Origin of the sequence: Rhizobium sp. M1, from assembly GCF_002531805.1 — a bacterium.
Lineage (GTDB): Bacteria > Pseudomonadota > Alphaproteobacteria > Rhizobiales > Rhizobiaceae > Rhizobium > Rhizobium etli_C.
Genome location: NZ_NWSW01000009.1, coordinates 207,504 through 218,519, shown reverse-complemented (window position 1 = coordinate 218,519; position 11,016 = coordinate 207,504). Strand labels below are relative to the sequence as shown.

Here is an 11,016-nt window from a genome sequence, read left to right as displayed (position 1 = left end):
TCTCGGAACAAAGGGGCGGCTTCATCGGAATCGGCAACTCCGGAAACGATCATCAAGATGTAACCGAACATTCCCGCGACAAACCATGCGACAGACTTGATGAAGCGCATCGCTTCCCCCCACTGGATTCGAAATGCAGGAATTTTTCCACGAACTCTTTGTAGTTCAACGTCTCTGTATTCGGCATCGCAGACCACTGCCCGTTCAGACTTTCAGATCGAACTTGTTGGTCGCGGCCGCGTAAGCCGGGAGAAGCTTTGCCAAGGTTTCGTCGAACGGAAGCGGCAGCGCATTCTGGAAGCGGCAAAGCGGCGTGGCGTTGAACAGGGGATAATCCAGCGGCGGCAGGTCCAGGCCACGTTGCTGGCGGAGCCGGCATGCGGCCAGCAGTTCGACCGGGAAGAACCACAATTCTTCTTCGTTGACGACGTCGTAGTCATCCGTCCCGCACCCCGATGCATGGAAATCCGCAGCTTTTGCCAATGCCTCGCCGAATGTACGGGGTCGCGGATCGAAGAGCGTTTCGAGCAATGGGGAAAATTCACCCATTTCTCCATCATCCGGCTCCAGATCGTAGGTCTCGTCGCTCTCTCGCCACGCCTTATAGAGCTTGACTGAAAGCCATGGCAGATATTGCGGCAGACTTTTCCATGCGACGGCGCCGTTGCCGTCGGACTGTGCGTCCCACCGGTCGAAAATCGTCTCGGCCAGGCGATTTGCATGGCTCAGCCAACCAAGCGCCAGCATGGAGGAAACGTCGGTGAACGGCCGCATTGAAAATTTGTAGCCGGCCGGATCTTCCGATTCCATGACCGCATGAGCACATTCGTAGTGCCAGAACCGGTAAATGCCGAACCTCGCAATCTCGTCGGTAGGATAAAGGCCTTCGTTGAGGCTCTTGTCCATCGCCATCCGCATATGCCAGCTTGCGATGGAACCGAGCGCATCGGGAACGAGCTTCGTTTCGCTCTTCCCGTCACGAACGAATGGCTCGATCGTTTCAGAAAGCGGTTCGTAGTAGAGAATTTCCTTGTTGAAGGAATCCTTGACCCAGTCCCGGATGTCGCGCTTCTCTTGGTTCAGATTTGCCTTAATCGTGTGCTCGACCGATCGCATTTTTCAATCTCTTGCAAAATCTTGCTGTCAAAACATGCATACCTATTGTGTCGTGCCGGGAGGCTCCGTTGATGGTGGAACCTTCCGCCACATCAAGCCGAAGTCACCTCGGATTTCCAGTGTTGAGTCAAGATGCTGTGGTCGCAAGTCATATTTTTCGGCGGCGATTGAACCGTCGTCGTGCTCCGCCGTTTACCGGGGCTCGCAGCATTTGGACCGGTTCCACGGGTGCCGGCGCGATGCGTTGATGTGGATGCAGTCGGCCGACCCTGCGACAGGCGACCGAGCTGGCCCGATGTATTATCGGCCACGTGCAGCTGAATTTATTCGGATGTGAACCAGACAAGCCCCTCGACGACACGGCCACCATGGGCCGTCGGGTCATCGATGCGAACAAGCGCCTTGCCGTCGATAAAGACGATCGACGAGCCGCCGCTGATCGTGTCGGGTCCGCCGACCACGCAGGTGCATTTGTCGCCGACAACTGCAACCGGAACCCCTTCCACCGTTACCAGTGTCTGCGTTTGCGAGATCGGGCCGCCGACATGCGGCTTCGGTCCGGGTTCGACCATCGGACAAACATAGTTGTGGTCCTTGAGTGAAACATTTGCCACCGGCTCACCTCCTTTCGCAAAGACAGCGATGCTAAGGATTGCACTTCCCGCAGCCTGGGCAGATCTGCCACAGAGGGCGTGTCTAAAATCCTGACGGAACTTTCTGTCCACCGCGTCCAGAAGGGTATCCGCCGGCCATGCGATCGACTTCGGAAGCTCCTTGAAGACGCCGATCTGGAACAGGTCGTGATTGAGATAACCGAGGTTCTGCAAACCCTCCCACTCGCGCATGCGTAGGATCATTAGCAGCAGAACGGGGAACGCCCAATAGGCATCCGGCTCGATTTCATAATGCGTCTCGCGCTTGTGCGCTTGTCGCCTGTGGTCGTCATGTCGCTGCTCTGGGCGACGTGGTAGTCGGCCGCCTTGGCGAGGATGCGGTGGAAAGCAACCGCGTCCGGCTCCCGCCAATGTTCGACAAGCTCGCTCCAGCCGCCATAACCGCCGGCATATTCGTCGTAAACCTTCTCGCGCCACTCGGTCATAGTCGCGGCCGCGTCCGCCTTCAACCAGTCCGCGACGATATCCATTATCGCGTAGGGGAAACCGAAGCTGGTGACGCCCTGCCCCAAGGCTCCGCCATAAAACTTGCCACGTTGGATCGTATCCTTCTCGAGTTCCTGCAAGGCAAGCCGGCCAAGCAACTCGCTCCAGTCCTTCCAGCCGACGGTCATCGTCAGGGCCAGCCCGTTGACGACGTCGGGAAAGGATGCCGCGCTGTTGGTGTTCAGATGTTGGATGCCAATCGCGTAGGGAAGCCGCGGAACGGACAGGCGTGCTGCCATCGCTAGCCGATCGACTGCTGGGTGACCCTCGACGGCGCTCAAGACAACGGCTTTCAACTCCAGAAGGCTGAGTTGGCTCAGATACCGGCCGACGGATTTACCGTGGGAGTCATCCCCGTCGAGCCATTCCTGCAGGTCGCTACGCACCAAGTTGGCCAGCGTTTGCTCGTACTTTACCAGCTACTCCGGAAATTCCGCCGTAACGTATCTTCTGATTTCTGACAGATTCATGTCTACCCTAAACCCTGCACCTCCGCGCTCGGCTTATTGACCCGCCATCCTCAAATTTTCATCGGTTTATATTCGGAGAGATCAACCCCGCCTTCGCGCGGCCTGGATCGCCATATAATGGACCGATCGGTTCGACTGCCCTCCGCGTATATGCTTCCAGCTTCCCGTACGAATTCGAACAGAAATATGAAATTGGCCGGAAAGGCGACTTCCTCATTTAGAATAAGGGGCTTCTCTCCCAGAGTGTCGGCTAGATGCTTTATCACATCCCGGGGGCTTTCCTCGAACACAACGATATCGCGGTATTTTAGGCTCCGCACTTTTGTGTCCGCCAAAATTTCCACCAGACGATCGGAGTCGTAGGTCAGAACAAGTGGATTACTCTCCCCGCGCACTTCCGTTTCGCTGGCGGCGGTAGGTCCACTTTCTTGATAGAGAGACAGAATTTCCTGCTTTTCTTCGGCAGTCAGACCCTCCCCCAATTCAGCTAAGGTAGAGTTAAGTATATCATCGGGAATTTTGTCGGAAGAAATCCCTTTCGAAGTCCCGTATATGGAACTGAAGCGATCGACCTCTGACCGGCTCATCCCAAACCTTAACTTGCCAAGGCCAATTTTCGGCATGATCCGCCAATGCTGAGCTTCATTCATTGTCCAATCCCCGCTCGTTACTGAATAATGCCATGCTGCTTCAAGCAATTTGCATAGGCTGTTGCTTGAAGTATGGCGCCGTCATATTTCGTCGGGTCGCCGACAGCCGCGGCGACCCGCTTAGCATCCGCGACGTCAACCAGAAAGGCAGCATACACTTTTCCCCTGGATAGCAATGCCCGCTGTGGCGCATAGGTGGGGCCATTCACTCTTCCCTTATAGGACGCCGTCTTCGCGTGATCTGTTGGGTCCATCTGGATAGCGGGTCCAACCGCCGGATTGAGGGGAGATTTAGACTTGGCCGGCATGTGGTGACTGTCCAGCTCGTCACCTCTTGTCTCATCTGTGCCTGTCATACACCCATGCGCTCCACCGCGATACTTTCCCCCGGGGACGCCACAAGCATATTTCGCGCACGGGTTTTGAGCGCAAGTAGCGCAAGTTATCGCAGTCGCCTTGGCGTCAGCTTTATCGGCAGCCTCATCGCCGGTCAGCCATTGCTTAAAATCCTCGACCTTTTCATTGACATACTGTCCCGCCGCCGTCTGATCGACCCACGCGCCAGCTGCTTTCCCACCCGAGTATCCTGTCGCCGCACCGGCAACAGCGCCAGCCGCTCCGCCGGTCCACGCTCCCACACTCGCACCGGCAACCCCACCGACCGCCGCACCTCCGGCGGCACCGGGTACAGCACCGACGCCCCCAACCAAAGCACCTCCGGCACCACCGATAACAGCTCCGCTCCCTGCTCCTATTGCACCTTCGACAGCAGCTCCGGCGGCGGCACCGCCAACCAGCCCGCCCGCGCCACCGCCCACCAAACCGAGGTTGCCAAGAAAATTCTCGAAAAAGCCACCGCTCATACCGCCCCCGTGTCGTGCCGCGACCTCAAGGCTCCAATTACGCCCCGCATGAACACCTTCACTTGCTCATCGGGAGAGACGCCCTTCCTGCTGATGAATTCAGTTGCGTCGCGCGACTGCGCGATACGGCCATTTGTCTTGCACATCATGAACGCCCATCGGCAATGTGCACCCTCCGAGATCAACCCAAGCTTTGCCCCCGTTTCTTCGCTTACAAGGAGATGCCGCTCCAAGGCTTCTTGCGTCGCTCCTTTCGTTTCCACCGGGCAGGTATCCTGAAGATAGGAAACTCGGCGCCTGCGAGTTGCACGGCGCCGCCAATTCTCGATCCTTACGACCTCGTCGGAGTTCAATTTAAGCGGTCCTGCTTTTGGCAGCGACATGTCTTTCGCGCGCCGAATGCTCATCGGCTTTTCACTCCAATCCGCGTCCGCAGAGTAAAGAATCTGGTTCGCAGGACCCAGAACACGAGACATGTTTGAATAGGAGAGACTAGGCATGACCTGCGCCATGACATTTGAATCCGCATGACGAAACAAAACCCGTTCGTCGCCACTAGGCTGATCGTGATCAATTTCTTGCGAAAGCGGGTTTCGCTCGTAGCTCTTGCCTCGATCTATTTGCGATGTGGCAGGCAGGAGGATCATGTTGATCGTTCGAAGGTGCCGGTAGAGAACATCACCACCTTCACCACACATCCAGAAAACAACGGCTGGCCGACCGCCCACAAGATCGATCAGACGATCCACTATTTGGGCGCTCGTTGAGCGGGGTCTACCCGTGTTGTCTTTCTCGAAGCTGTAGTAGTCACGATCGAGCCAGACGAGTTGCGGCGCGGTGAGGATGCGAGCTCGATCACCCTCGCCGCGATCCAGATAAAGTGACTTGAAAACGAAGTCGGCGTCAAACAAAGCACGCGGCAAATCCTCGAATTGCGCGCCGTCCAACACAGCGAAAACGGGTTGCTGGGCCTCTAGAATCAACGGTTTCAGTTGTGCACTATTAGCCATGTCTCAACCGCTCACGAACGCGTAGATTACTGCGCGATCTGCCTCAGGCAGAAGGTTCTCTCTCCCAGCCCGAGCCTCGATCTGATTACATTCCAAATCGACTTTGGGGGTCGACTAATCAAATGTCAGCCAGGTCTCACCTTGCACCAGCCGACCTCCATGCTCGCAGGCATCCCCGAAGCGAGCGACCTTTTTGCCGCCAATATTGGCAACCGACGATCCGCTTGTAATGCCGGCTGTCGTCGGGACGCCCGTGCATGTGCACCTGTCTCCCACCGTTGCGATTGGTACGCCTTCGACGCAGACGAACGACTGGGATGTCGAAGACACAGGTCCTCCAACATGCGGCCGCGGCCCGGGGTCGACCATCGGGCAAACATGCATATGGCCCTTAAGCGTGACTGGACGACCGACCATTCTGAGAACTCCTTCATTCCAACGGTGCGGCTGCAAATCTGTTTTAGGCACAAGCTTCGTTATCGATTAGACGTGACTAATGAGCCGCCTTCAGCATCCTCAAGTACCTGAGATCTACTTGCTCATCGTTATGCACCAACTTCGCGGATTGCCGGGACACTGGGTATGGTAGTGTTATAAAGAGTGAATGGCGTAGCTTGGGCTGCAATTGTCATTGCCGCTAGCGCACCTGCCGGACGGAAATTGTCGACGGTAATCGGCCCGCCCAGAGACGGGTGAAGTTTGGGTGCGTAGATTTGTCCCACTTCTAATTCGCCATGTGCGCGGAGCAGACGCTTGAACATCGGCTTACCATGTTCATCGGGATTGTCGTAGGACTCGGTATTTACACCGCCAATCGCAATGCCCAGCGTGATTTTGGGGTCTATGTCGGGCTTGGGAGAGAAAATCTCCGCGCAGCTTACGCGCCCATAAATCATGTTGATTTCAAGGATTCTATAATGTTCATTCCAGGCTAGGATATCTCCGAAAGCGGAAAATCCGAGAGCGTGCGTCCGCTCCGGCCTTAGTTCTTGGTCGCCATAGAGAACCAAGTCCAAAACGGATCTGTATTCGCTGGGATTGCAAAACTGGAAATAGCCCTGGAGCCATTTGCCCGGGGTGTGAAGTGCCAAAAAATCGAGAAAGCTATCTGGAATACGACCGCGATAAGACTCAAGGATACCATTCGGCAGTGGTGACCCGCCGTGCGGTTCGCCAAATTTCTTCAAAGCATTTTGATAGGTGATGAAAAGTTCGCTCATCGCTTCTGCCTTTGCTATCAATTCCACATAACATTCCCGCGATCACGACATCGGAACATTGGACGGCGTACCTTCTCCAGTTCCCGAACCGCCGTTGGTATTGCTGCCGTCGTCTTGCGGTGAGGGCTTTTCTCCGTTTTGTGTACACTCTTCAAGCGTAACGTTCATTTTTTTTCCTTGCTTTGCAGCATTCTCCGCATGCTGCCGCAATTGCGCTGCCCGGCGACCCTTCCATTGCGCTCCGAGAGAGCTGTTTATGGTTTTGTCACCCATCCCGGAAATAGAGCCGTCGCCCCCTGCGACCAAGTCCAGCGTGTGCGTCGCGGCAAGATTTGCCATTTCTTCCGCAACCTTGGCGGCGGCCAATTGCCGCGCCAGTCGATGCTGCCGTCCTTGATCGTCGTCATGCCGTAGAGCGTCTTCAGAAGTGTCGATTTTCCCGCTCCGTTCGGCCCCATCAGCGCCACGAACTGGCCTGCCGGCACGTCGAGATCGACGCCGTTCAGGATGTCGAGAGATCCATAGCCGGCGCGCAGGCTCTTGATCGAGAGGTTTGAATCAGCCACCGAGATAGGCCTCCCTGACCCGCTGGTCGTTGATGATTTCCTGCGGCAGCCCCTCGACGAGCTTGCGCCCCTGGTCGAGCACGATCACCCGCCGACATATGCTGGTCACCACATCGATATTGTGTTCGATGATCAGGAAGCTGACGCCGAGCGATTTGTTGGCGTAGAGGATGGTCTCGACCACCCGCTCGATGATCTTCGGGTTGATGCCCGCCATCGGCTCGTCGAGCAGGATCAGCTTCGGCTCCGGCATCAGCATGGAAGCGAACTGAATGAGCTTCTGCTGCCCGCCGGAAAGATTGCCGGCCGGCTGTTTGCGCACATCCCACAACCCGGCCATCCGGATCAGTTCCTGCGCCCGTTCACGCAATCCCAACACCCGGCTGCGCGACAGCTTGCCGATCCCGAAGGTGGAAAACAGCGACGGGAAGCTGAACATCTGCCCCGCGATGATCAGGTTTTCCTCGACGTCGAGCGATTTGAAGACGACCGTCTTCTGGAAGGAGCGCAACATGCGCCCTTCGCGGGCGATCCGGTTCAGCGACCATCCGGTGATATCCTGGCCGTCGAGCCTCACCTTGCCGCTATCGGGTTTGCCGAGGCCGGTGCTGCAATCGAAGAAGGTCGATTTGCCCGAGCCGTTCGGCCCGATCAAGCCGGCGATCTCGCCGCGCTCGACATGAATGCTGACATCGTCGACTGCCTTCACCGCGCCGTAGGATTTCGTGAGATTGCTGATTTCGAGAATGGGAAGACCGGTCATTTTGCGCTCCCGATCGAATCCCAGAGGCGGTTGATAACAGGCGCAAAACCCCTCCGGAACCAGAAGACCAGGACGAGCAGGCAGAGCCCGTAGGCGATCATCCGAAGCTCCGGCGTCACGCGCAGGGCCTCCGTCAGGCCGACGAAGAGCAGGCTGCCGAAGACGACGCCCGAGATCGTCCCGGCGCCGCCGCCGAGCACGATGATCAGCATCGTCGTCGAATAATACATCTGGAAGGTCAGCGGGCTGACCACCGTCAGATAATGCGCGTAGAGACTGCCGCCGACGCCGGCGAAGACCGCACTCAGCATGAAGACGATCAGCTTGTAGCGCCAGGTGGGAATGCCGACGGATTCGGCCAGCGTCTCGTTCTCCCGGATAGCGATCATGTTGCGGCCGGCAGGCGAGCGGACGATCATCCAGACGGCGAGTGTCGCCAGAATTCCGACGGTCAGCGCCAGATAATAGAAGGCCGTCGTGCCCGATACGGTGAAGGACAGCGGCCCGAGCGCAAAATGCGGCTTCGGTATGCTGGAGAGTCCCATATCGCCGCGGGTGAGCGAAATCCAGTTCTTGGCGATCGCCTGGCCGATGATCACGAACCCGAGCGTACACATCACGAAGGATGTCGAGCGCAGCCGCAGGGCCGGGATGCCGAGAGGCAGGGCGATGGCGCCCGCCGCCAGCCCGGCCGCGACGACATTGACGTAGAACGGCGTGCCGTAGGTAACGGCCAGCAGGCCCGAGGCATAGGCGCCGATGCCGAAAAACGCGGCCTGGGCGAGCGAGAGCAGACCGGTATAACCGACCAGAAGATTGAGGCCATGCGCCGGCAGCATGAAGATCAGCGCGATGATCAGCGCATGGACGACATAGGTGCTGGCGACGAAGGGTGCGCAGAGCGCGCCCAACAACAGCAGCAAACCGAGCGGCAGGCGAAGATCGCGGCGCTGCTGTGATTGCGAGACTTCCGTGAGAGACATAGCAAGTCCTCAAATTCGAGAAAGGTTCGGCGGGGCGCGCTCAGAAGCGCGCCTGTGTCGAGAACAGTCCATGCGGGCGCCACATCAGCATCAGGATCAGCGTGGCGAAGCCGACGGTGTCGCGGAATTGCAGCCCGACATAAGTGGCAACCAGGCTCTCGGCGATCCCGAGGATCATCGCCGCGAAGAAGGTGCCGCGCACATTGCCGAGGCCGCCCATGATGATGATCGGCAGGGTCTTGAAGGTGATCAGCTCACCCATGCCGCCATAGACGCTGACATTGACCGGCGCCGTCAGCACTCCGGAGAGGGCGGCAAGTGCGGCGCCGAGAATGAAGGTCCTGAGCACGACCTGCGGCACATCGATGCCGACCACCTCGCAGCATTCGACATTCTGCGACACCGCCCGCATGGATTTGCCCATCCTGGTATAGGTCACCATCAGTTCGAGGCCGATGAACACGATCAGGCAGACGATGAGGATGATGATGCGCTGCTCGGCCAGGCTGAAGCCGAGGATCGACACGGGTTCGATATAGCCGCCCGAGAAGAACTTGTAGCCGCCGCCGAAGACCAGGATGACGGTATTCTGCAGGACGAGCGCGATGCCGAGCGTGGCGAGCACTCCGGATTCGGCCGGAGCGCCGACCATGCGCTGCATCACGAATTTGCCCACCACATAGGCGATGACGATCGTCGACAGCACGCCGACGACGATCGAGGCCTCATAGGACAGTCCGAGATAGTCGATGGCGAACCATGCCCCGAACGTTCCCAGCATGTAATATTCGCCGTGGGCGAAATTGATGGCCCGCAGCACCCCGAATATCATCGTCATGCCGACCGCAACGATGGCGTAGACGGAGCCCGTCACGATGCCGTTGATGATCTGCTCAAGGATTGTTGAGAACATGGTCCTATCCCCGACGGTGGATCAGTTCGCAGGATACTGGATATCCGCCGCGTAGGCACCTTTGATGCTCGGCTTGCCATCCTCGATCTGCAGCAGGATCATCGGCAGGCGAGCCTGGTTGTGATCGTCGAAGGTCACCTCCCCGACGGCGCTCTTATATTTGATCTTGGAGAGCGCATCGCGCACCTTGGCCTGGTCTGGGCTGCCGGCTTCCTTGATCGCCTGGGCGAGAAGGTGAACCGTGTCCCAATGGACATAGGCGTGGTTGTTCGGCGCCTCGTTGTAGGCGGCCGTGAACTTCTCCACGAAAGCCTTGCTCTCGGGGGAATCGAAGGCCGGCAGCCATGCCGCGGCTTCGACCGCGCCTTCAAGGACCTTCGGCGCTGATTTGATGGTCTTTTCGGTGTTGAACTCGCCATTGCCGATCAAAGTCACTTTGCCGGCAAGACCGAGTTCGAGCATCTGACGGGCAATGATCGGTGTGGTATCGGCAAGACCGTACATGATGATCGCCTGGGCGCCATTGTCACGGATCTTGGCGAGCACGCTGCGGAAGTCGACCTCGCCTTCCTTGTAATAGTCCTCGCTGACGATCTCGCCCTTGAAGTCGGGCAGGTATTTCTTGGTGAAGGTGATTGCCGAACGGCCGTAGTCGCTGTCGACCGAGAGAACCGCGAATTTGGTGAAGCCGCGCTGCTCGGCGGCATATTTCGCCACGATCAGCGCCCGGTTCTCGTCTGTGGGATAGTTGCGGAAGGTCCACTTGTAACCGCCGACGCCGGCGCCATAGGTGATCTTCGGGTTGGACGATGCGGCGTTCAGCAGAAGCACGCCCGCATCTTCGGAGACCGGCTGCATTGCCAGAGTGACCGAGCTCGAAACGTCGCCGATGATGTAGTTGACCTTGTCCTGATCGATCAGGCGCCGCGTCGCCGAAACGCCTTCGACCGGCGTTCCCTGGCTGTCGGCGGAAAAGATTTCAATCTTGCGGCCGTCGATACCGCCGGCATCGTTGATTTCTTTGACGGCCAGTTCGGCGCCGTGCAGCGAAAACGCGCCGTAACGGGCATTCGGCCCGCTCATCGGCGATACCAGGCCGAGCCTGATCGTTTCATCCGCGGCGAGAGCGTGTTGCGAGACGCTGGTCATGAGCGCGGTCAAGGAAAGGATTGCCGTGGAAATGCAAAATGCCCGGCGCGTCAAAGTCTTGTTCATGGTTCCCACTCCGTTTGTTGGACACGTCTGATCGGCCCCTGCCGTCAGGTGCTCAAATGCCGCTTTGCCGCGGTTCTTGTTGCGCCA

The 11,016-nt window shown here is 58.0% G+C and carries 14 protein-coding genes; all 14 read right to left on the bottom strand.

The features are described 5' to 3' along the window. Positions 1-204: 204 nt before the first annotated feature. The 14 genes from CO655_RS11005 to CO655_RS10940 all read right to left on the bottom strand — a co-directional run bounded on the left by CO655_RS11005 (position 205) and on the right by CO655_RS10940 (position 10,929). Entirely contained in the window at positions 205-912 is a 708-nt protein-coding gene (locus CO655_RS11005; protein WP_141514301.1) for a hypothetical protein, read from the bottom strand. A 527-nt stretch (positions 913-1,439) separates the two neighbouring features. Further along, complete coding sequence (locus CO655_RS11000) at positions 1,440-1,688, bottom strand: PAAR domain-containing protein (RefSeq protein ID WP_097607300.1); 249 nt, start codon at positions 1,686-1,688, stop codon at positions 1,440-1,442. 284 nt (positions 1,689-1,972) lie between these two features. Beyond that, complete coding sequence (locus tag CO655_RS10995; RefSeq protein WP_245423781.1) at positions 1,973-2,662, bottom strand: hypothetical protein; 690 nt, start codon at positions 2,660-2,662, stop codon at positions 1,973-1,975. Between the two features lie 134 nt (positions 2,663-2,796). After that, positions 2,797-3,396, bottom strand: a complete 600-nt coding sequence (locus CO655_RS10990; protein ID WP_141514300.1) for a hypothetical protein — start codon at positions 3,394-3,396, stop codon at positions 2,797-2,799. Positions 3,397-3,413: 17 nt separating this feature from the next. Next, positions 3,414-4,259, bottom strand: a complete 846-nt coding sequence (locus tag CO655_RS10985; protein WP_097607187.1) for a hypothetical protein — start codon at positions 4,257-4,259, stop codon at positions 3,414-3,416. Next, positions 4,256-5,269, bottom strand: coding sequence for a hypothetical protein (locus CO655_RS10980; protein ID WP_097607188.1), 1,014 nt, complete (start codon positions 5,267-5,269; stop codon positions 4,256-4,258). Before CO655_RS10980 ends, CO655_RS10985 begins: the two co-directional genes overlap by 4 nt. 114 nt (positions 5,270-5,383) lie before the next feature. Continuing rightward, complete coding sequence (locus CO655_RS10975; RefSeq protein ID WP_097607189.1) at positions 5,384-5,686, bottom strand: PAAR domain-containing protein; 303 nt, start codon at positions 5,684-5,686, stop codon at positions 5,384-5,386. Between the two features lie 128 nt (positions 5,687-5,814). Continuing rightward, positions 5,815-6,516: a GAD-like domain-containing protein gene (locus tag CO655_RS10970; protein ID WP_245423780.1), complete on the bottom strand. Its 702-nt coding sequence runs from the start codon at positions 6,514-6,516 to the stop codon at positions 5,815-5,817. 15 nt (positions 6,517-6,531) lie between these two features. After that, complete coding sequence (locus CO655_RS34670; RefSeq protein WP_280953068.1) at positions 6,532-6,657, bottom strand: hypothetical protein; 126 nt, start codon at positions 6,655-6,657, stop codon at positions 6,532-6,534. Between the two features lie 86 nt (positions 6,658-6,743). Further along, positions 6,744-7,055, bottom strand: coding sequence for an ATP-binding cassette domain-containing protein (locus CO655_RS34665; protein WP_280953067.1), 312 nt, complete (start codon positions 7,053-7,055; stop codon positions 6,744-6,746). Next, positions 7,048-7,818, bottom strand: coding sequence for an ABC transporter ATP-binding protein (locus tag CO655_RS10955; protein ID WP_097664669.1), 771 nt, complete (start codon positions 7,816-7,818; stop codon positions 7,048-7,050). The genes CO655_RS34665 and CO655_RS10955 overlap by 8 nt, the downstream gene beginning before the upstream one ends. Further along, positions 7,815-8,801 carry a branched-chain amino acid ABC transporter permease gene (locus tag CO655_RS10950; protein WP_097664667.1) on the bottom strand — a complete coding sequence of 329 codons (987 nt, stop codon included), beginning with the start codon at positions 8,799-8,801 and terminating at the stop codon, positions 7,815-7,817. The genes CO655_RS10955 and CO655_RS10950 overlap by 4 nt, the downstream gene beginning before the upstream one ends. Positions 8,802-8,841: 40 nt before the next feature. Beyond that, entirely contained in the window at positions 8,842-9,714 is an 873-nt protein-coding gene (locus tag CO655_RS10945) for a branched-chain amino acid ABC transporter permease (protein WP_097607223.1), read from the bottom strand. Positions 9,715-9,735: 21 nt separating this feature from the next. Further along, complete coding sequence (locus tag CO655_RS10940; RefSeq protein WP_097664666.1) at positions 9,736-10,929, bottom strand: ABC transporter substrate-binding protein; 1,194 nt, start codon at positions 10,927-10,929, stop codon at positions 9,736-9,738. Positions 10,930-11,016: the final 87 nt, after the last annotated feature.

Coding starts and splice junctions, on each gene's coding strand:
- CO655_RS10980 (WP_097607188.1), bottom strand. CDS start 5,269: ATGGCTAATAGTGCACAACTGAAACCGTTGATTCTAGAGGCCCAGCAA.
- CO655_RS34670 (WP_280953068.1), bottom strand. CDS start 6,657: ATGAACGTTACGCTTGAAGAGTGTACACAAAACGGAGAAAAGCCCTCA.
- CO655_RS11005 (WP_141514301.1), bottom strand. CDS start 912: ATGGCGATGGACAAGAGCCTCAACGAAGGCCTTTATCCTACCGACGAG.
- CO655_RS10975 (WP_097607189.1), bottom strand. CDS start 5,686: ATGGTCGGTCGTCCAGTCACGCTTAAGGGCCATATGCATGTTTGCCCG.
- CO655_RS10945 (WP_097607223.1), bottom strand. CDS start 9,714: ATGTTCTCAACAATCCTTGAGCAGATCATCAACGGCATCGTGACGGGC.
- CO655_RS11000 (WP_097607300.1), bottom strand. CDS start 1,688: ATGGTCGAACCCGGACCGAAGCCGCATGTCGGCGGCCCGATCTCGCAA.
- CO655_RS10950 (WP_097664667.1), bottom strand. CDS start 8,801: ATGTCTCTCACGGAAGTCTCGCAATCACAGCAGCGCCGCGATCTTCGC.
- CO655_RS10985 (WP_097607187.1), bottom strand. CDS start 4,259: ATGAGCGGTGGCTTTTTCGAGAATTTTCTTGGCAACCTCGGTTTGGTG.
- CO655_RS10940 (WP_097664666.1), bottom strand. CDS start 10,929: ATGAACAAGACTTTGACGCGCCGGGCATTTTGCATTTCCACGGCAATC.
- CO655_RS10990 (WP_141514300.1), bottom strand. CDS start 3,396: ATGAATGAAGCTCAGCATTGGCGGATCATGCCGAAAATTGGCCTTGGC.
- CO655_RS10955 (WP_097664669.1), bottom strand. CDS start 7,818: ATGACCGGTCTTCCCATTCTCGAAATCAGCAATCTCACGAAATCCTAC.